The sequence below is a fragment of the Streptomyces mayonensis genome, assembly GCF_018982965.1.
GTDB classification, from domain to species: domain Bacteria; phylum Actinomycetota; class Actinomycetes; order Streptomycetales; family Streptomycetaceae; genus Streptomyces; species Streptomyces mayonensis.
The window spans coordinates 16,119-35,595 of sequence record NZ_JACBYP010000042.1; the positions used below are offsets into that span (position 1 = coordinate 16,119).

General features: G+C 73.6%; 15 protein-coding genes. 7 read left to right on the forward strand and 8 right to left on the reverse strand.

The genetic code is table 11. The features are described from left to right. Positions 1-128: 128 nt before the first annotated feature. A complete protein-coding gene (locus tag HZS56_RS38290; protein ID WP_253914444.1) occupies positions 129-1,721 on the reverse strand; it encodes a serine/threonine-protein kinase in 1,593 nt (530 codons plus the stop codon). Between the two features lie 194 nt (positions 1,722-1,915). Between HZS56_RS38290 and HZS56_RS17995 the strand changes: the two genes are divergently transcribed. Both HZS56_RS17995 and HZS56_RS38910 read left to right on the forward strand, forming a co-directional pair. Continuing rightward, a complete protein-coding gene (locus HZS56_RS17995) occupies positions 1,916-2,698 on the forward strand; it encodes a sulfite exporter TauE/SafE family protein (protein ID WP_216721724.1) in 783 nt (260 codons plus the stop codon). Positions 2,699-2,966: 268 nt separating this feature from the next. After that, the gene (locus HZS56_RS38910; protein ID WP_216721725.1) at positions 2,967-4,394 is read left to right on the forward strand and encodes an endonuclease/exonuclease/phosphatase family protein; all 1,428 of its coding nucleotides are present in this window, start codon (positions 2,967-2,969) and stop codon (positions 4,392-4,394) included. Here HZS56_RS38910 and HZS56_RS18005 read toward each other — a convergent pair. The 3 genes from HZS56_RS18005 to HZS56_RS18015 all read right to left on the reverse strand — a co-directional run bounded on the left by HZS56_RS18005 (position 4,329) and on the right by HZS56_RS18015 (position 6,168). Further along, complete coding sequence (locus tag HZS56_RS18005; RefSeq protein ID WP_216721726.1) at positions 4,329-4,817, reverse strand: nitroreductase/quinone reductase family protein; 489 nt, start codon at positions 4,815-4,817, stop codon at positions 4,329-4,331. The genes HZS56_RS38910 and HZS56_RS18005 overlap by 66 nt on opposite strands. 41 nt (positions 4,818-4,858) lie before the next feature. Then, positions 4,859-5,488, reverse strand: coding sequence for a class F sortase (locus HZS56_RS18010; protein WP_216721727.1), 630 nt, complete (start codon positions 5,486-5,488; stop codon positions 4,859-4,861). 137 nt (positions 5,489-5,625) lie between these two features. Next, the gene (locus tag HZS56_RS18015) at positions 5,626-6,168 is read right to left on the reverse strand and encodes a GVDTG sorting domain-containing protein (RefSeq protein ID WP_216721728.1); all 543 of its coding nucleotides are present in this window, start codon (positions 6,166-6,168) and stop codon (positions 5,626-5,628) included. A gap of 405 nt (positions 6,169-6,573) precedes the next feature. On the opposite strand from HZS56_RS18015, the gene HZS56_RS18020 reads away from it, so the two are divergent. Then, positions 6,574-7,380, forward strand: a complete 807-nt coding sequence (locus tag HZS56_RS18020) for an oxidoreductase (protein ID WP_216721762.1) — start codon at positions 6,574-6,576, stop codon at positions 7,378-7,380. A 127-nt stretch (positions 7,381-7,507) separates the two neighbouring features. Here HZS56_RS18020 and HZS56_RS18025 read toward each other — a convergent pair whose 3' ends face one another. From HZS56_RS18025 to HZS56_RS18040, 4 genes are all read right to left on the reverse strand, one after another. Continuing rightward, on the reverse strand, positions 7,508-8,458 hold the full coding sequence (locus tag HZS56_RS18025) for a LysR family transcriptional regulator (protein ID WP_216721729.1): 951 nt from the start codon (positions 8,456-8,458) through the stop codon (positions 7,508-7,510). Between the two features lie 101 nt (positions 8,459-8,559). Next, positions 8,560-10,218, reverse strand: coding sequence for a M4 family metallopeptidase (locus HZS56_RS18030; protein WP_216721730.1), 1,659 nt, complete (start codon positions 10,216-10,218; stop codon positions 8,560-8,562). A gap of 184 nt (positions 10,219-10,402) precedes the next feature. After that, complete coding sequence (locus HZS56_RS18035) at positions 10,403-12,583, reverse strand: molybdopterin oxidoreductase family protein (protein ID WP_374201180.1); 2,181 nt, start codon at positions 12,581-12,583, stop codon at positions 10,403-10,405. A gap of 102 nt (positions 12,584-12,685) precedes the next feature. Beyond that, positions 12,686-13,372, reverse strand: a complete 687-nt coding sequence (locus HZS56_RS18040; RefSeq protein WP_216721731.1) for a SanA/YdcF family protein — start codon at positions 13,370-13,372, stop codon at positions 12,686-12,688. A 179-nt stretch (positions 13,373-13,551) separates the two neighbouring features. On the opposite strand from HZS56_RS18040, the gene HZS56_RS18045 reads away from it, so the two are divergent. From HZS56_RS18045 to dnaG, 4 genes are all read left to right on the forward strand, one after another. Then, a complete protein-coding gene (locus HZS56_RS18045; RefSeq protein ID WP_253914445.1) occupies positions 13,552-14,412 on the forward strand; it encodes a sirohydrochlorin chelatase in 861 nt (286 codons plus the stop codon). A gap of 41 nt (positions 14,413-14,453) precedes the next feature. Next, positions 14,454-15,728, forward strand: coding sequence for a deoxyguanosinetriphosphate triphosphohydrolase (locus HZS56_RS18050; protein ID WP_216721732.1), 1,275 nt, complete (start codon positions 14,454-14,456; stop codon positions 15,726-15,728). Positions 15,729-16,017: 289 nt separating this feature from the next. Beyond that, on the forward strand, positions 16,018-17,283 hold the full coding sequence (locus HZS56_RS18055) for an NAD(P)/FAD-dependent oxidoreductase (protein WP_216721733.1): 1,266 nt from the start codon (positions 16,018-16,020) through the stop codon (positions 17,281-17,283). A 29-nt stretch (positions 17,284-17,312) separates the two neighbouring features. Then, positions 17,313-19,232, forward strand: a complete 1,920-nt coding sequence (dnaG, locus tag HZS56_RS18060) for a DNA primase (protein ID WP_216721734.1) — start codon at positions 17,313-17,315, stop codon at positions 19,230-19,232. The last annotated feature ends 245 nt before the right edge of the window (positions 19,233-19,477 follow it).

Genomic DNA, 19,477 nt, shown 5'->3' on the forward strand with positions numbered 1-19,477 from the left:
CGCTCAGCGGGGGCGGGGGAGGGGTGTGAGGGTGTCGGTGGTCACGCCGCCGTCGGTGGCCGCCCTTGCCGAAGGCGCGCGGGCGCCCCTGCCGGAAACGGGGATGGCCGCAGCTGACGGAGGCGCGCTCACCGCTCGTTGAGCCAGCCGCACACCCAGTAGTCCCCGTCCGCGTCCCGTTCGGCCACCCACTGATAGGTGACGTCACCCGCCAGTTCCCCCGAGGCGGGGTCGCGCTGCGTGATCCGCACGTCGACGCTGAACCGGTCGGAGGCAGCCGGTATCTCATACGGCAGGACGTTCCAGCGGGCCACGTAGTAGTCGTTGAGTACGAAACCTTTCAGCGTGGGACGCAGCCGGGGGCAGGTAGCCTGCCGCAGAGCTGTCATGTCCTGGGAGACCAGGGCGTCCAGGTACTGCGTGAAGACCTGGTCGACGGCGTGTGGGTCGAGCGGGGTGTGTTCAGGTGCGTCCGGGGAAACGGCAGCCGATGCCGTGGGCGTGGCGCCCTGCGCCGAGGATTGCGCGGGCGCAGACGGGGCGACGCCACCGGCGCCCGGGGCGGCCGACGCCGTATCCGGTGAGGAGGGTGACGAGGAGGACGAGGAAGGAGCGGCTGCGGAGTCACCGTCGGTAGTGAGCGCGATCACCCCGGCGACGACCGCGCCGAGTACGCCCGCGGCCACGACCGCCAGACCGACGGCCCGACCGCGCCGCTGCCCGGCGAGCGCGGAGCGGCCGGGGCCGACGGTCCCGGCGAGGCCCCCGCCCTGCGAGCCGCGATCGGCACTGCCGTCCGCAGGGTGCTCCTCCGCAAGGGCGTCCGCACGGCCGCCCGCGGGAGTGAAGGCGGCCGGGAGAGTGGCCGTCTGCCCCTGCTGACCCGCCGTGGCGACCACGGTCGGTGTGTACGGGGCGGAGCCGGACACGAGTAGGTCCAGGATCTGTTCCGGGCCCGGCCGGTACGCCGGGTTCTTGGCCAGGCAGTCGGCGATCAGAGGGCGCAGCGCCTCGGGCACCGAGGACAGATCCGCCGGCTCGTGCACCGAGCGGTACATCAGCCCCATCGGTGTGCCAGTGCCGAACGCGCTGCCGCCGGCCGCCGAGACCAGTACCGCGCCGAGCGCGAACACGTCGGCGCTGCCGTCGGTGCTCAGCCCCTGTGCCTGCTCCGGTGCCAGGAAACCGGGCGTGCCGAAGGCCATCCCGGTGGACGTGAGCCGGGAGGACTCCACGGCCCGCGCGATGCCGAAGTCGAGCACCCGGGGGCCGTCCTCGGCCATGATGATGTTGCCCGGCTTGAGGTCCCGGTGGACGAGTCCGCAGGCGTGGACGGCCTGGAGCGCCTCGGCCAGGGCCGCCCCGAGCAGTCTCAGCCCTGCCTCGTCCATCGGCCCCTCGTCCGCGAGCAGTTCGGACAGCGTGGGCCCGGCGATGTACGCCGTGGCCAGCCACGGCCGCTCCCCCTCCGGATCCGCGTCCACGACGGGAGCCGTGTGGAAGCCGCCGACCTTGCGAGCGGCATCGACCTCGGCCCGGAACCGCTGACGGAAGTGGGGATCGGCGGCCAATTCGGGCCGCACCACCTTGACGGCCACGGCACGCCCCCCGCGCGACCGGGCCAGATACACCGTTCCCATGCCGCCGGCGCCTAGTTCCCGCTCCACGGTGTAGTCGCCGATGCGCTGCGGCGGGTCCGCCTCGAATGCCATGCGCTGCATGCCTCCCCGTTGCGATACGCGCGTCATTATGGTCGATTGCCACGCATCGCAATATGGCGTCCGTGGGCACTGTGTCTGAACGTGCGATGTCCCGGACGATCTTGTGCGTGGCGGATTCCGGCAGATGCCAGGAAACCTCAGAAGTCGCTCATCTCGATGGACGGCACATGTATCCCGTCCGTAGGGTCGCGATCATGCCCGACATATCGCTGACCACGGTCGTTCTGCTCTGCCTGGCCGCCCTCGCGGCCGGCTGGATCGACGCGGTGGTCGGCGGGGGCGGCCTGCTGCTCCTGCCGGCGCTGCTGCTCGGGCTGCCCGCCGGGACCCCGGCCGCGCACGCGCTGGGCACCAACAAGGCCGTCGCCATCGTCGGCACCACGGGCGCGGCGGTGACGTACGCCCGCAAGGCGCCGGTGGACGTGCGCACCGCCGTACGCATCGGCCTGGCGGCGCTGGCCGGATCGTCGGGCGGGGCGTTCTTCGCGGCCGGCATGAGCACGGAGGTCCTCAAGCCCGTCATCATGGTGGTGCTGCTGGCGGTGGCCGCCTTCGTGATCTTCCGCCCCGCCTTCGGTACCGCCCCCGCGACCGGTCCGGCCACCCGTCGCCAGATCCTCGCCGCGATCGGTCTCGCGGGCCTCGGCATCGGCTTCTACGACGGCCTCGTCGGCCCCGGCACGGGCACCTTCCTGGTCCTGGCCCTCACCGCCCTGCTCCACCTCGACCTGGTGACCGCGTCGGCCACCGCGAAGATCGTCAACTGCTGCACCAACGCGGGTGCCCTCGCCACGTTCGCCTGGCAGGGCGCGGTGCTGTGGCAGCTGGCGGTCCTGATGGCCGTCTTCAACCTGGCGGGCGGGATGTTCGGCGCCCACACGGCCCTCAAGAAGGGCAGCGGCTTCGTCCGCGTCGTCCTGCTGACCGTCGTCTTCGCCCTGGTGGCGAACCTGGCGTGGGAGCAGTGGGTGGCGTAGGCGGCCCCTTCTGCCCGAGTCCGCCCGCAGCCGATGACCTGCTCGGGCGCCGAGCTCTCATCCCCGGTCATCGACGAGTGCGACGGCGATCGTGGACCCCGTCCCAACCCGCTCGGCGCCTTGAGTGACGGTCCCGGAAAGACCGTCGACAGAACCGTGTTTCATGAAGGCCTCCCACACAACAGACCTCCCACACAACAGTCCTTCCACACAACAGTCCTCCCGCACAACAGCTGGGAGGTGGAGCGGAGTTACGTTGCGAAGATCTGTGCGCACAGGAGCCCTGCTCGGGCTTCTGGTGGCGCTCCTCACCCTGCCCGTGGCGCCGTCCGCTCAGGCGGGCGACATCCTGACGGAGATGTCGGCGGGACGGAAGTACGCGCTGCAGTCGAAGGCTGCCAGCGACGAAGCCGGAAAGCCGGTGTGTGCCTCGGCCCAGACCGAAGATGCCGGTAACCAGGCCGGCAAGCTCCGTGCGCGGACGGACTGCGGTGTCCCCGGCAGCCTTGGTGCGAGGGAGACCTTCACGCTGCACACCGGCGACAAGGGCGCGCGTGCCGCCCTGCGGTCCGAGGCCAACGGCCTGTACGTGTCCGCGGAGTTCCACGACACCGACACTCACTTCGGCATGCTCCGGGCCCGCCAGGACGGCTCCATCGGCAACTGGGAACAGTTCCGGACGGTCGACTTGAACGACGGCTGGTTCGCACTGCAGTACACCTTCACCGAGGGCGGCGTCTCCCGGAACTACTACGTGTCCGCCGAGATCAACAGCAACGGCGGCGACGAAGGACTGCTGCGGGCCCGTGCGACCACGACGCCTGGCTCCTGGGAGCGTTTCAAGCTCCTTCGCATCGACTCCCCCTCCCGGCCCCCGGCCGCGGCGTCCACGCCGAAGCGCAGCATCCAGGCCCTGACCTGGAACACCTGTAGCAACAACGGCGCCTGCGCGATGAACGAGTTCTCGGACGACGCGTTCGCCGACGCCGTGGTGCAGCGGGCCGCCGATGCGCGAGCCGACGTGATCTTCCTTCAGGAGTTCTGCGAGAAGCTGGCGAAGCCCCTGGAACACCGGCTGGAAGCCAGGTTCGACGGCGGCGCCGACACGTGGGACGTCAGGTTCGCCCCGATCCAGCACCAGATGGCCGGCACCAAGGACCAGTGGGCCCAGAAGTCGTGCGGCAGGAACCGCGGGGCCTACGGTGTCGCCATCGCCGTTCCCGCCGGGAACACCTGGTACGAAGCGGTGGAGCTGGAGTCGCCGGCGGGCAAGGAGCGCCGCACCGCCCTGTGCGCCGCCGTTCCGTCCTGGGCGGTCATGGCCTGCACGGCCCATTTCAGCACCGGTGGCGCGGACTACGACGACCCGGAGCGGGACGACCAGCAGGCCCAGGCAAGCTACCTGGCAGAACAAGCCGCCGAGTACGCCGGGTACCGGCCCGTTCTCGGCGGTGACCTGAACGCCTCCCCGACCATGACACCGGAGGGCAGCAGCGTGCCGGTCCTGCAGCCGCTGTACGACCTGTACAAGGAATGTGACCAGCCCGCCAACAGGCTCACCACGGCCAACCACAAGCTGGACTACATCTTCGCCCCGGGCACCGCGACCTGGTCCGGCTGCGCCCTCGGCTCAAGCGCCGCCAACCCCTCCGACCACATACCCCTCTCCGGCACGGTGACACTGCCCGCGCGCTGAGCCCGGCCGACCGGCAGCGGAGCACCTGCGTGACCGCGGCCGCTCCCCGCATCTCCCAGAGAGCCGAGAGGGTGGGAGCGGCCGCTCGTCGCGTTCGGGGCCCGTTGTCTCGGAGGCGGTCGCCCGGTACTTCTCCTCGCCCAGTTCGACCGTCAGCTCCGGGTTCGCCTTCACGTTGAAGTACCACGCCGGGTGCCGGTCCAGACCGCTGTTCGACGCCGCCACCACGACCCGGTCGCCGTCGGCCACGTACACCAGGGGATTGACCCGCGGCTTCCCCGACTTCGCGCCGGTCGTGGTGATCAGTACCAGGTCCTTGTCCAGCCACGCGCGGTCCACCCGCCCCTTGTTGGCGCGGAATTCGCTGATCACCCGTTCGTTGAAGGGTGCGTTGTCCTGGGGATCGAAGCCGGAGTCAGGCATGCCCCCAGCTTGTCACCGGCGAGGGGCCCGTGCCGGGGCGTTCAGCGGCTGCCGGTGAGGTGGGCGAAGACGACCACGTTGCCCTGGTAGCCGGTGCTGCGGGAGTAGGGGCCGCCGCAGGTGATGACCCGCAGCTCGGGGCGGTCGGCGGGGCCGTAGACCTTCTCGTCGGGGAAGGCGTCGGCGGCGTATGCCTCCACCGCGTCCACCGTGAAGACCGCGGTGCCGCCGTCGCGGCGGTCGACCTCGATCTCCGCGCCCTTGCGCAGGGCGCCGAGGTCGTAGAAGACGGCGGGGCCCTGCGCGTTGTCGACGTGGCCCGCGACGATCGCGGTGCCCTTCTCGCCGGGGGTGGTGCCGGCCTCGTACCAGCCGGCGAGGTTCTTCTTCCCGGCGGGCGGTACGTCCAGGCTGCCCGTCTCCGTCAGGCCCAGGCCCGTCAGCGGGGCGTCCACGCCGATCGCGGGGATGCGGACGCGGTCGGGCGGTGACGGCGGCAGGGCGGGGGCGGCGGCGCCCCGGTCGGTGCGGGTGGACTGGCCGGTGGCGGCCTGCGCGGCCGACGGCTGGGGCGGGGCCTCGCCGCGGGCGCCGCCGAGCAGCAGCCACGCCCCGGAGCCGAGAGCGACCGCGGTGACCGCGGCTATCGCGGTGTCCTTGACCCTGCGCATGACGTCCCCTCTCCCTCGTCTCCCTCGTCTCCCTCGCGTCCCTGAAGGCCCCCTGCCCCCTCCGGGACGCGAGGGGCGTCGGACCCGGAGGGGGTGGGGAAGTGCGGTACCGGCGGACGGGCAGCGGAGGGTGCCCGTCAGATCCCGTCGCCTCTCGCCCGGCGATGCAGGAGCCAGGTACCGCCCGCGGCGGCGACGGCGAGAGCCGCCACACCGGCCGCGGTCTGCACGGGGTCGGGGCCGAGAGCGCCGCCGACCCCCGTCTTCACGCTTCCTCTCGGGTACACCTGCTGGGCGGCCGACGTCAGCGTGACCACCAGGTCGCCCGTCACCCGCCGCTCGTCGTCCCCGCAGGTCGCGACGATCTCGTACGTCCCCGGCTGCGCGCTCGGCGGCACCTCGAAGTGGCCGGTCGCCTCGCCGTCGCCCGTGCCCGGCGCCAGCGGGAACGTCCCCGCGCCGACCGCGCTGGCGTCGCCCGCCGCCGAGCCGCCGCTGCCGCACGCCGCCGTCGTCACCATGGCCCGGTCGCCCGGGACGACCGAGGACGGGTGCACCGTCAGGCCGCCGGGAGCGGCGGTCTCGCCGGTGTACACCGGGGCCGCGGCGGCCCCGGTGGTCAGACCGACGGCCGCGGCGGCGAGCGCGGTACCGGTCAGCAGGCGGGCGGTACGTCGCATCGGTGCTGCTCCTTCGATCTGGTCGTGGCCCCTGCCCTACCGAGGAAAGTGGCACCCGGCCCGGCCCGCTCCCCGAGCGCGCGCCCGGAATGGGGTGAACGGGTGTCGCCCGGGTCCTTCGGCTTCGTACGCCCACGGTGTTTGCGCAGGTCGTGGGTGTCCTGCGGGGTGGGTGGCGGAAAAGATCCGGCCGGGTGCGGGGGCGGGTGTGAACGGGTGACCGGTGCCTCCGAACGGGCGCCGGCCCGTACACGCGAGCGGTGCGGCGCAGTGCGCCCGGGCTGCCATAGGGGCTTCCTATGGCAGCCGCTCATATTTCGTCTTTGTCTCCGTCGAGTTCACCGATTTACCGTGAAACAGCTCGCCGAGAAAGGCGTGATAACGAGACAGGCGTGGAAGAGGGAGATGTTTTGCGTGAGTGGTAATGGCAATGGTGGTCGCAATGGCGACGGCAATGGCGGTGGTTCGGTGATTCGGGAATTCGAAGGGAAGCGTGCCCTCGTCACCGGTGGCACCCGCGGGATCGGGGCGGCCGTGGTCCGGGGGCTGCTCGACGCGGGGGCCGAGGTGGTGGCGACCGCCAGGTCGGAGCGGAGCGCGGCACCGGAAGGGGCCGCCTTCGTCCGGGCCGATGTGCGGACGGCGGCCGGGACGGAAGCCCTCGCCGCCGCCGTGCAGGACAGGCTCGGCGGCGTGGACCTCCTGGTCCACAACGCGGGCGGGGCCATGCCCCACCTGGACGGCCTGGTCATCCCCGACGAGGAGTGGCGGGACGCGCTCGACCTGAACCTCCTCGCGGCCGTACGGCTGAACTCGCTGCTCGTGCCGGGCATGCGGGAGCGCGGCTCGGGTGCCGTCGTGCACGTGTCCACGGCCGCGTACCTCCCCCCGGCACCGCCGTTCCTGCACTACCAGGCGGCGAAGACCGCGCTGGAGAGCTACAGCCGGGGGCTCGCCCGGACGCTGGCCCCTTCCGGCGTGCGGGTCAACGCCGTGAGCCCCGGCCGGACCGCCACTCCGGGCGGCAAGGAGACGCGGGAGTACTGGGAGAGGCTCGGCGCGGGGCCGGGGGCGGTCGACACACCGCCGCTGGGACGTGACGGCCGGCCCGACGACATCGCCCACGCGGTGCTGTTCCTGCTGTCCGACCGGGCCGGCTGGGTGACCGGGACCAACATCACCGTGGACGGCGGGGAATATCCGCGGGGCTGACGGGCGCGGGAATTCAGTAATGCCCTGACATGCCGAACGCAATTCTCGAACATGCCGAACGACAATTCCCGAACATGCCGAACGGCAATTCCTGAACGCGTCGAAGAAGAGGAATCACCGGGCGGTCTCAGGACCCCGTCGACGCCGACTGCACCACCGGCGCCGAGCTGACCGTGGATGGCGGCTCCTCCCAGCTCTGAGCGAACTTGTACCAGGTCTCCTGGCGCAGGAACTCGAGCAGGGCCAGCTCCGCCGGGCCCGCGCCGGGCCGGAGCGCGGCCACGACGGGCAGGGACACGACCGGGGTGACCGGGCGGACGAGGTGCTCGTGCCCGGGGGGCACGGCGGAGGCCGGTACGAGTGTCACCCCCAGTCCGTGGGTCACCCAGCGCACGGCCGTCGCCGTCTGGGAGACGCGGGCGACGGTGGCCGGGGCCATCGCGTTGTCCTGCAGCACGTCCAGCAGTACGCCGTCGAGCGCGCTGTCGTGGCCGAACCTCACCCAGGGCTCCCGTTCCAGTTCCCGCAGCTCGACCCGGTCCGCGGCGAGCTGCGGGTGTCCGGCCGGGAGCACCACGACGAACTCCTCGTCGCCGAGGTGGTGACCGGCGTACAGGCCCTCGTCGCACGGGCCGGCCATCAGCCCGACGTCCAGTACGCCGCCGCGGGCCAGGCGCTCCAGTTCGGTGGGGTCGGGCTCCTCGAAGACGGTGACCGCCAGCTTCGGGAAGCTGCGGCGCAGGGCGTTCAGCGCGCCCGGCAGCTGGCGTGTGCCCAGTCCCATCTGCACCGCGACCAGCAGCTCGCCCGCCAGTTCCCCGGCGCCGGCCCGCGCGGTCGCCCGCGCCCGCCGGGCCGCCTTCACCGCGATCTCCGCCTCCACCAGGAAGGCCCGGCCGGCCACCGTGGGCACCAGACCGGTCGGCGTGCGGGAGAACAACTCCACGCCCAGCTCCCGCTCCAGACCGCGGATCTGCTGGGACACCGACGGCTGGGCGACGTGCAGCACGTCCGCAGCCGCCGTCACCGAGCCGTGCTCGGCGACGGCCAGGGCGTACTCGAACTGGCGAAGGCTCATCGGTTCCCGTCCCTTGCTGCGACGGGACCACGTCGTGGTCCCGTCGCCAGCGTAGGCGAGCCCCGGGACGCTCACCGGGGCGCTCACCGGGGCACCCGCCGTCAGCCCACGTTCACCGCGCTCCACGCCGCGCCGACCGCCTCGTACACGTCGCTGTCCGCGCCGTACAGGTCACCGGCCGCGCGCAGCGTGGCGGTGCGGGCGCCCGCGTAGTCGGTCGACGAGGTCATGTACACCGTCAGCGCCCGGTACCAGATGTCGCCGAGCTTGTCCCGGCCGATCCCGGAGACCGTGGAGCCGTCGCAGGTGGGGGAGTCGTAGGCCACCCCGCCCACGGTCCGCGCACCGCTGCCCTCGGCCAGCAGGTAGGCGAAGTGGTTGGCGACGCCGGAGGAGTAGTGGACGTCCAGGTCGCCCAGCGAGGTGTCCCAGCAGTCGGCCGAGGCGCCGTCCCTGCTCGGCCTGTCCATGTAGCGCAGCGCGTCGCGGCCGAAGCCGTCCCGGACGACCTTCTCGCCGATCAGGTAGTCCCCGGGGTCGGCGGAGTTGTCCGCGTGCCACTCCACCAGCGTGCCGAAGACGTCGGAGGTCGCCTCGTTCAGGCCGCCGGACTCACCGGAGTACGCCAGCGCCGCCGTCTTCGACGTCACCCCGTGCGACATCTCGTGCGCGGCGACGTCCAGCGAGACCAGCGGTCCGAAGGTCGTCCCGTCACCGTCGCCGTACGTCATGCAGAAGCAACTGTCGTCCCAGAAGGCGTTGTTGTACTCGTTGCCGTAGTGCACGCGGTTGTACGAGCCCTTGCCGTCGCCCGCGATGCCGCTGCGCCCGTGGACGTCCTCGTAGTAGTCCCAGGTGGCGTCGGTGCCGTACTGCGCGTCCACCGCGGCCGAGGCGCGGTCGTCCGCGCCGCCCGTGCCCCAGTGGTTGTCGGCGTCGGTGAACTGCGTCGCGGGCGCCCGCACCAGGCAGAGGGTGAGGATGCACAGGTCGGTCCGGTTCTCCGCGTCGCCCGTGTACGTGCCGCCGCGCGTCGCGTCCTCGAGCCGGTACGTCGAGCCCGCCTGCGTCGTCTCCAGCGGCACCGTGCCGCCGTACAGCGACTCGCCGTCGCCCGACACCGACTCGACGGTGTCCCAGGCGTCGATCCGGGTGCCCGTGCCCGCGTCGGTGAGCACGGTGCGGGCGACCGGGTTGCCGTGGGGGTCGAGTGCCGCCGCGTCGGTCCGCCAGGCCAGCTTCGGCGTGCCGTGCAGGGCGTCGACGACCAGCTCCGAGTTGGCCGTGAGCCTCTTCAGGAGCCGGCCCGGGTTGGCGGCGCGCAGGGCGTCCGCGGCCAGGTCGGCGGCCCTGGGCGCGGACAGCTTCGGGGTGACGGTGGGGAGGGCGAGCGGGGTCCCGGTCGCCCGGTCGGCGTCGCGGAAGTCGCCGTCGGGGGCGAGGTGGACGACGAAGTCGCCGCCCAGCACCGGGAGTCCGCGGTAGGTGCGGTCGTAGCGGACGTGCTGGGTGCCGTCCTCGTCGAGGACGACGTCGCGGGCCTCGGTGTCCTGCCCGTCCGTCAGGTCCAGGGCGTCGGCGTGCTCCAGCAGGGCGGCCGCCGCGTGGTCCAGGGCGGCGGCGCGGGAGGGGGCCGGCCGGTCGGCCGCGGTGGCGCCGGGGGTGAGGACGGCGAGGGCGGCGACCAGGAGGGCCGCGGTGGTGGCGGCCGTGCCGGCCAGGGCGAGACGGGAACCTCTGACGTGCCGTATTCGGCTCATCGATCTCCTCGGGACGGGCGCGTTCGCGCGTACGGCGCTTGGGGCCGTGTGGGGGCGTGTGTGGGGGCTCTGATGCTGACTCGGATTCAAAGGCCCCGGACATGACAAGTCCATAGCGCCGGCGTGGAGATCATGAGGGGAGAGGATGACCCTCCCGGCCGCCGCCCCTGGCCGCCGCCCCCGGCTACCGCGGCACCGTCTCCACGCGCACCGCGCACACCTTGAACTCCGGCATCCGTGAAGTCGGGTCGAGCGCCGGGTTGGTGAGGGTGTTGGCACGGCCCTCGCCCGGCCAGTGGAAGGGCATGAACACGGTGTCGGGCCGGATGCCGGCGGTGATGCGCGCCGGCGCCACCGCCCGCCCCCGCCGGGACACGACGGCCAGCGGGTCGCCCTCGGCCGCCCCGAGCCGCGCCGCCAGCCGCGGGTGCAGCTGGACGAAGGGGCCGGGCGCGGCGGCGTTCAGCTCGGCCACGCGCCGGGTCTGCGCCCCGGACTGGTACTGCGCCACGACCCGTCCCGTGGTCAGCAGCACCGGGTACTCCGCGTCCGGCTCCTCGGCGCTCGGGCGGTGCGCGACGGGCACGAAGCGGGCCCGGCCGTCGTCGGTGGCGAAGCGGTCGAGGAACAGGCGCGGGGTGCCCGGGTGCGGCACGGCGTCCTCGTCACCCGGCGCCGGGCACGGCCAGAACACGCCGTCCTCCTCCGCCAGCCGCCGGTAGTCGATGCCCGAGTAGTCCGCCGGGCCGCCCGCGCTCGCCCGCCGCAGCTCCTCGAACACCTCCTCGGGATCGGTCGGGAAGCCCCGCTCCACACCGAGCCGGACCGCCAGCCCGTGCAGCACCTCCAGGTCGCCGCGCACCCCGTCCGGCGGCGTGATCGCGCGCCGCCGCAGCAGCACCCGCCCCTCCAGGCTGGTCGTGGTCCCCGTCTCCTCCGCCCACTGCGTCACCGGCAGGACGACGTCCGCCAGCGCCGCCGTCTCCGAGAGCACCACGTCGCACACGGCGAGGAAGTCCAGCGACCGCAGCCGCCCCTCGACGTGCGCGGCGCGCGGCGCGGACACGACCGGGTTGGAGCCCATCACCAGCAGGGACCTGATGTCCGTGCCCAGCGCGTCGAGGAGTTCGTACGCGCTGCGCCCGGGGCCCGGCAGCGAGTCCGGGTCCACGCCCCACACCCCGGCGACGTGCCGCCGCGCCGCCGGGTCGGTCAGCCTGCGGTAGCCCGGCAACTGGTCGGCCTTCTGCCCGTGTTCGCGCCCGCCCTGGCCGTTGCCCTGCCCGGTCAGGCAGCCGTACCCCGACCGGGGGCGCCCGGCCCGCCCGGTCGCCAGGCACAGGTTGATCCACGCGCCCACCGTGTCCGTGCCCTTGGCCTGCTGCTCGGGCCCGCGCGCGGTCAGCACCATCGCCGCCTCCGGCGTGCAGAACAGCCGTACGGCCTCCCGCAGTTCGGGCACCGACACGCCGGTGATCCGCTCCACGTACTCCGGCCAGTGGGCCATCGCGGCCGCCCGCGCCTCCTCCCAGCCGGACGTGCGCTCCTCGACGTAGGCCTCGTCGACCCGGCCCTCGGCCACCACCAGGTGCAGCAGGCCCAGCGCGAGCGCCAGGTCGGTGCCGGGCCGGGGCGCGAGGTGCAGGTCGGCCTGCTCGGCGGTCCGCGTCCGGCGCGGGTCGACGACGATCAACGTGCCGCCGTTCTCACGCAGTTCGGTGAAGTAGCGCAGGGACGGCGGCATCGTCTCGGCCGGGTTCGACCCGACGAGGATCACGCAGCCGGTCCTCGGGACGTCCTCCAGCGGGAACGGCAGCCCCCGGTCGAGCCCGAAGGCCCGCGTCCCGGCCGCCGCCGCCGACGACATGCAGAACCGCCCGTTGTAGTCGATCTGCGAGGTGCCGAGCACCACCCGGGCGAACTTGCCCAGCGCGTACGCCTTCTCGTTGGTCAGCCCGCCTCCGCCGAACACCCCGAGTGCGTCCGCGCCGTACTCCGTCCGGGTCAGGAGCAGGTTCCGGGCGATCCGGTCCAGCGCCTCGTCCCACCCGGCCGGTACCAGCGTGCCGTCGTCCGACCGCACCAGCGGCGAGGTCAGCCGCGCCCCCGACGCGAGCACCTCCGGCGCCGTCCGTCCCTTGCCGCACAGCGCGCCCCGGTTCACCGGGAAGTCCGCCCGCTCGGACACCGCGACGGTCCCGCCGCCGACGGGCGTCAGGTTCATCCCGCACTGCAGGGCGCAGTACGGGCAGTGGGTGGGGGTCGCGGTGGAGGCGCCGGGGGCGGCCCGCGGGCCGGGGTCGGTGGAGGCGCCGAGTGCGGGCCGCGGGCCGCCGGGGTCCTGCCTGATGCCGGTGTTCTGCATGCCGCCAGCCTGCGGCTTCCGTGTTACGCGGCCGGGCGGCGCCCTGTTACACCGCCGGGACGGCGCCCTCCCCGCCGTGGTCCCGTCGCCGTGAGGGCCGCCTCACCGCGCACCGGCGAGGGCCCGTTCCACCCCCGGTTCCCTCGGCCCGAGGAAGCGCGGGTCCGGCTCGAAGAACGCGTCCAGTGCCGCCTTGCCCGCCGCGAGGATCTCCCGCGTGCCCCCGTAGTACCAGGTCACGTCGTGCTTGTCGGCGACCCCGACGCCGTACGACGCCACCCCCGCCTCCTGGCACAGCGCGACTGCCCGCCGGATGTGGAAGCCCTGGCTGATCAGCACGGCCCGGTCGACGCCGAAGATCTTCTTCGCGCGGACGCAGGAGTCCCAGGTGTCGAAGCCCGCGTAGTCGCTGACGATCCGCCCGCCGGGCACACCATGGCGGACGAGGTAGGTGCGCATGGCGTCCGGCTCGTCGTACTCCTCGCGGCTGTTGTCCCCGCTCACGAGCACGACCTCGATCCGCCCCGCCCGGTACAGCTCGGCCGCCGCGTCCAGCCGGTGCGCGAGGTACGGCGACGGCTCCCCGTCCCACAGCCCGGCGCCGAAGACGACCGCGACCTCGGTGCGCGGCACGTCGGCGACGGTACGCAGCCGGTCGTCGGTGACCAGGCGCAGCCACGCCGCGGGCAGCAGGGCCAGCACGCACACCGCCACGACCGCCTGGAGCAGCCTCCGCCGCCCCGCGCGGGTGCGTGGCAGGCGCGGTCTGCGGAGTCTCGGACGGCGCATCGGCCTGCGAAGTCCCGGACGGCGCATCGGACGGTTCCCTCCCCGGTCGGTTCCTGCCACCAGGGACGCCGGAGCGGGCCGTCCGGTTCACCGGGTGCCGGGGAGCCGTGTGAACCGGCCGTAAACCTCCGTGACGCCCGCGCAACGGGGAGGCAACGTCCGGCGGCCACCCTCGACGCATGACGGTACGCATGACGGCGACGGCACGGACGGGCAGTACGACGAGGACGGGCAGTACGACGAGGACGGCGGCGGGTACGGGAGCGGGCACGCCGCATCCGGTCCACCCGGCCGGCACGGTGCGGCCCCCTACCGCCCCCGCCCTGGTCGTCGTCGCCCACGGCAGCCGCGACCCGCGCGCACTGAGCACCGTACGGGCCCTCCTCGGGCGGGTCCGCGCCCTGCGCCCCGCCCTGCCGGTGCGCCTCGGCCACATCGAGCTGAACGCCCCACTCCTCCCCGACACCCTGACCGCGCTCGGGGACGGCGCGGCGGTCCTCGCCCCGCTCCTGCTCAGCCGCGGCCACCACGTCGCACGCGACATCCCGGAGATGGCCGGGGCCTCCCCGGCCCGCACCCGCGTCGCCGCCCCGCTTGGCCCGCACCCCCTGCTGGTGGACGCCCTCCACGCCCGCCTCCTGGAGGCCGGCTGGCCCGTCGGCGCGGGTCCGGAACACGCCGTCGTCCTCGCCTCCGCCGGCTCCCGCGCCCTCGCCTCCCGCACGGACACGGCCCGTACGGCAGCGCTCCTCGCCGCCCGCCTCGGCGTCCCGGTCCTCCCCGCGTACGCCTCGGCCGCCGCCCCGACGGTCCCCGAGGCGGTCCGCGCCCTGACGGCCCGGGGCCACCGCCGCGTCGCCGTCGCCTCCTGCTTCACCGCCCCGGGCCGCTTCGCCACGGAGTGCGCGGCCGCCGCCCCCTGGATCGTCTCCGCGCCGCTCGGCACCCACCCGGCCATGGCCCGCCTGCTCCTGCACCGCTACGACGAGGCGCTGAAGACGGGCGGCGCCCCCGCGCGCCGTACGGTGGCGGTCGGGTAGCGGGGCCGCGACCGTCACACCTTCCCCGTACTGTTCCTGTCATGGAAGGCACCGCACCCCTACCCCCGTACGACCCCGCGTCAGCGGCCCGCTACGCCCCCGAGCCCGACAAACGCCCCGGCCGCACCGCCTTCCAGCGCGACCGCGCCCGCATCCTGCACTCCGCCGCGCTGCGCCGCCTCGCCGGGAAGACGCAGGTCGTCGCGCCGGGGGAGGGCAGCCCGGTGTGGGACGCCAGCCCCCGCACCCGCCTCACGCACTCCCTGGAGTGCGCCCAGGTCGGCCGCGAGCTGGGTGCCGCCCTCGGGTGCGACCCGGACCTCGTCGAGGCGGCCTGCCTCGCCCACGACCTGGGTCACCCGCCCTTCGGGCACAACGGCGAGCAGGCGCTCAACGCCTTCGCCGAGGACTGCGGCGGCTTCGAGGGCAACGCCCAGTCGCTGCGGCTGCTGACCCGCATCGAACCCAAGCGGTTCACCGAGGACGGCCCGGTCGGCCTCAACCTCACCCGCGCCACCCTCGACGCCGCCACCAAGTACCCCTGGCCCAGGGGCGCCCACCCCGCGGCTCCCGACTCGCGCAAGTTCGGCGTGTACGACGACGACCGGCCGGTCTTCGCGTGGCTCCGCGAGGGCGCCCCCGGTGCCCGCACCTGCTTCGAGGCCCAGGTGATGGACTGGGCCGACGACGTGGCGTACTCCGTGCACGACCTGGAGGACGGCCTGCACGCCGGCCACATCGACCCGAACTGCCTGCTCGCCGACCCCGAGCGCGAGGCCGTCTTCGAGATCGCCGTCGGCCGGTACGTCCCGGACGGCACCGACCACGCCGAGCTGGCCGCCGCGCTCGACCGGCTCCTCGCCCAGGACTGGTGGCCGCACGGCTACGACGGATCGGCCGTCGCCCAGGCCCGGCTGAAGGACGCCACCAGCCAGCTCATCGGCCGCTTCTGCCTCGCCGCCGAGACCGCCACCCGGGCCGGGTACGGCGGCGGGCGGCTCACCCGGTACGCCGCCGAGCTGGTCGTCCCCCGCGCCACCCGCGCGGAGTGCGCCGTCCTCAAGGCGGTCGCCGTGCGCTACGTCATGCAGCGCACCGAGCAGGAGCGGCTCCGCGCCGACCAGCGGATCGTCGTCGCCGAACTGGCCGAGGCGCTCACCGCCCGCGCGCCGGACGGGCTCGACCCCCAGTTCCGCGCGCTGTTCGACGCGGCGGCCGACGACCGGGCCCGCAAACGGGTGGTCGTCGACCAGATAGCCTCCCTCACCGACGCCTCGGCCCGCTCGCTTCACGCGCGCCTGACGGGGCATCCATGACACTGGCGGCGGAACCGGCGGGCGACCCGCCCGTACTCCGCCCGTACTCCGGTGGGACGGGCGAGCCCCGGCCGTATCCCGGAACCGCCCCCGGGGGACGGCCGGCCACCGGGGACGGCCACCGGTACCGCTACCGGGAACTGCCCCCCCCGGTACGGCCACCGGGAACGACCCCCGGAAGGCCGCACCCCGTGGCCTGATCGAGCCCGATCGGGTCACTCCCCCTTCCCGCACCACGCCGCGTGCGGGACGCTCGCATGTGGCGGCACCCTGACGAGGAGGCAAACAAGTGGTCGACGCGGATCAGACATTCGTCATCGTCGGAGGCGGCCTGGCGGGCGCGAAGGCGGCCGAGACACTCCGCACGGAGGGATTCACCGGCCGGGTGATCCTGGTCTGCGACGAACGCGACCACCCCTACGAGCGCCCGCCCCTGTCGAAGGGCTACCTCCTCGGCAAGGAGGACCGCGACAGCGTCTTCGTGCACGAGCCCGCCTGGTACGCGCGGCACGACATCGAGCTGCACCTCGGCCAGACCGTCGTCGCGATCGACCGCGCCGCGAAGACGGTCCACTACGGCGACGACGGCACCCATGTCAGGTACGACAAGCTGCTCATCGCGACCGGCGCCGAGCCCCGCCGGCTCGACGTCCCCGGCACCGGCCTGGCCGGCGTCCACCACCTGCGCCGCCTCGCCCACGCCGAGCGCCTCAAGGGCGTCCTCGCCACCCTCGGCCGGGACAACGGCCACCTCGTGATCGCCGGCGCGGGCTGGATCGGCCTGGAGGTCGCGGCGGCGGCCCGCGAGTACGGGGCGGAGGTCACCGTCGTCGAGCCGGGGCCGACCCCGCTGCACGGCGTCCTCGGCCCCGAGCTGGGCGCCGTCTTCGCCGAACTGCACGAGGCACACGGGGTCCGCTTCCGCTTCGGCGTCCGGCTGACCGAGATCGTCGGCCAGGACGGCGTGGTGCTGGCCGCCCGCACCGACGACGGCGAGGAGCACCCGGCGCACGACGTCCTCGCGGCGATCGGCGCCGCCCCGCGCACCGCACTCGCCCAGGCGGCAGGCCTCGAGATCGCCGACCGCGCGGCCGGCGGCGGCATCGTCGTCGACGACCACCTGCGCACCTCCGACCCCGACGTCTACGCGGCCGGTGACGTCGCCTCCTTCCACCACGCCCTGTTCGACGCCAGCCTGCGCGTGGAGCACTGGGCCAACGCCCTGAACGGCGGTCCGGCCGCCGCCCGCGCGATGCTCGGCAAGGGCCTCGCCCACGACCGCGTGCCCTACTTCTTCACCGACCAGTACGACCTGGGCATGGAGTACTCCGGCTGGGCGCCGGCCGGGTCGTACGACCAGGTGGTGATCCGCGGGGACGCGGCCAAGCGCGAGTTCGTCGCCTTCTGGGTGAAGGAGGGCCGGGTACTGGCCGGGATGAACGTCAACGTGTGGGACGTCACGGAGCCGGTCCAGCAGCTGATCCGCTCGAAGTGCCAGGTGGACACGGACGCGCTGGCCGACCCGCACGTCCCGCTGGAAAGCCTGGTCGCATAGCTGCCGGCCGGTCGCCGTAGACTTCACGCGTGGCAGGACGGATCAACGACGAGGACGTGAAGGCGGTACGGGACGCGGTCCCGATCGACGCCGTCGTCTCGGAGTACCTCCAGCTGCGCAACGCCGGCGGCGGCAACCTGAAGGGCCTGTGCCCCTTCCACGACGAGAAGTCGCCGTCCTTCCAGGTCAGTCCGAGCAAGGGGTTCTTCCACTGCTTCGGCTGCCAGGAGGGCGGCGACACCATCACGTTCGTGATGAAGATCGACCACCTCACCTTCTCCGAGGCGGTCGAGCGCCTGGCCGGCCAGGCCGGCATCACCCTGCGCTACGAGGAGGGCGGGTACAACCCGACCCACCAGCGCGGCGAGCGCATCCGCCTCGTCGAGGCCCACAAGATCGCCGCCCAGTGGTACGCGGAGCAGCTGGCGACCGGCCCCGAGGCGGAGACCGGCCGCGCCTTCCTCGCCGAGCGCGGCTTCGACCAGGCCGCCGCCCTGCACTTCGGCGTCGGGTACAGCCCCCAGGGCTGGGACCACCTCACCCGCTTCCTGCGCGGCAAGGGCTTCAGCGACAAGGAACTGCTGCTCTCCGGCCTCTCCCAGGAAGGCCGCCGCGGGCCCATCGACCGCTTCCGCGGCCGGCTGATGTGGCCCATCCGCGACATCGGCGGCGACGTCGTCGGCTTCGGTGCCCGCAAGCTCTACGAGGCGGACAACGGCCCGAAGTACCTGAACACCCCCGAGACGGCGATCTACAAGAAGTCCCAGGTGCTGTACGGCATCGACCTCGCGAAGAAGGACATCGCGAAGGCGTCCCGCGCCGTGGTCGTCGAGGGCTACACGGACGTCATGGCCTGCCACCTCGCCGGGGTCACCACCGCCATCGCCACCTGCGGCACCTCTTTCGGCGGCGACCACATCAAGATCCTGCGCCGGCTCCTCATGGACAACGGCTCGGCCCGCGTGATCTTCACCTTCGACGGCGACGCGGCCGGCCAGAAGGCGGCCCTGCGCGCCTTCGAGGACGACCAGAAGTTCGCCGCCGAGACCTACATCGCCATCGCCCCCGACGGCATGGACCCCTGCGACCTGCGCCTGGCCAAGGGCGACGACGCGGTCGCCGACCTGGTCGAGCCGCGCACCCCGCTCTTCGAGTTCGCGCTGCGCCAGATCGTCTCCCGCTACGACCTGGACACCCCCGCCGGCCGTGCCGCCGCCCTGGACGAGGCCGCCCCGGTCGTCGCCCGCATCAAGAACAGCGGCGCCCAGCACGAGGTCGCCGTGCAGCTCGCCGGGATGCTCGGCATCCTCGACACCCAGTTCGTGGTCAAGCGGATCGCCCAGCTGGCCCGCTGGGCCCGCGACCGCGGCGGCAAGGGCCCCGCCCCGGACCAGCGGCAGCGCGGCGCCGCCCCGCAGCAGCAGGCCGGCCCCGCACGGCCCGTCCCCCGGGGCCCCGCCCTCAACCTCCGCAACCCGGTCTTCGCCACCGAACGCGAACTCCTCAAGCTCGCCCTCCAGCGCCCCGAGCTGGTCTCCCCGGCCTTCGACGCGTACGGCGTCGACGAGTTCACCGCCCCGCCCTACGCCGCCGTGCGCGAGGCGATCCTGGAGGCGGGCGGCGCCGAGTTCGGCGTCCAGGACCCGCAGGACTACCTGGTCCGGGTCCGCGAGGCCGCCCCCGACGACGCGGTCCGCGCCACGGTCACCGAGCTGGCGGTCGAGGCGATCCTGCTGCACCGCGGCGTGAAGGACGTCGACGACGTCTACGCCGGCGCCCAGCTGGTCACCGTCCGCCGCCGCGCCGTCCAGCGCCGCATCCGCGACCTGCAGAGCGCGCTGGCCCGTCAGTACGGCGACGCCGCCCAGGCGGCCGCGACCCAGAACGAGCTGATGATCCTCCAGCGGTACGACCGGGCACTGCAGGAACAGGGACCGGACGCTCTCTGAGCACGCCCGCCGTCGAACGGGGGTAACCACCCGGTCACGGCCCGGACGCAAAAAGTCACCGCACGCCTCTCGTGGCGGCGTTGTGTCGTACTCCACACTGGGGGCGGTGCCCGAGTCCTAGGAGCGCGGCCGACTCCGCCCCGGCGGGTGTCGATCCCCGTGGCCGCGTTCACCGCGTACGGGGCGGACAGCGGCGAGCGAGCCGGCTCCTCCCCCGAAGTACCGCCGCCGGCCCCCCGCCGGCC

Bases quoted from the DNA above. Each gene is read 5' to 3' on its own strand.
- HZS56_RS18030 (WP_216721730.1), bottom strand. From the start codon at position 10,218: ATGAGCCGAATACGGCACGTCAGAGGTTCCCGTCTCGCCCTGGCCGGC.
- HZS56_RS18035 (WP_374201180.1), bottom strand. From the start codon at position 12,583: ATGCAGAACACCGGCATCAGGCAGGACCCCGGCGGCCCGCGGCCCGCA.
- HZS56_RS18040 (WP_216721731.1), bottom strand. From the start codon at position 13,372: ATGCGCCGTCCGAGACTCCGCAGACCGCGCCTGCCACGCACCCGCGCG.
- HZS56_RS17995 (WP_216721724.1), top strand. From the start codon at position 1,916: ATGCCCGACATATCGCTGACCACGGTCGTTCTGCTCTGCCTGGCCGCC.
- HZS56_RS18020 (WP_216721762.1), top strand. From the start codon at position 6,574: ATGTTTTGCGTGAGTGGTAATGGCAATGGTGGTCGCAATGGCGACGGC.
- HZS56_RS18025 (WP_216721729.1), bottom strand. From the start codon at position 8,458: ATGAGCCTTCGCCAGTTCGAGTACGCCCTGGCCGTCGCCGAGCACGGC.
- HZS56_RS38290 (WP_253914444.1), bottom strand. From the start codon at position 1,721: ATGCAGCGCATGGCATTCGAGGCGGACCCGCCGCAGCGCATCGGCGAC.
- HZS56_RS18015 (WP_216721728.1), bottom strand. From the start codon at position 6,168: ATGCGACGTACCGCCCGCCTGCTGACCGGTACCGCGCTCGCCGCCGCG.
- HZS56_RS18050 (WP_216721732.1), top strand. From the start codon at position 14,454: ATGGAAGGCACCGCACCCCTACCCCCGTACGACCCCGCGTCAGCGGCC.
- HZS56_RS18005 (WP_216721726.1), bottom strand. From the start codon at position 4,817: ATGCCTGACTCCGGCTTCGATCCCCAGGACAACGCACCCTTCAACGAA.
- HZS56_RS18010 (WP_216721727.1), bottom strand. From the start codon at position 5,488: ATGCGCAGGGTCAAGGACACCGCGATAGCCGCGGTCACCGCGGTCGCT.
- HZS56_RS18045 (WP_253914445.1), top strand. From the start codon at position 13,552: ATGACGGTACGCATGACGGCGACGGCACGGACGGGCAGTACGACGAGG.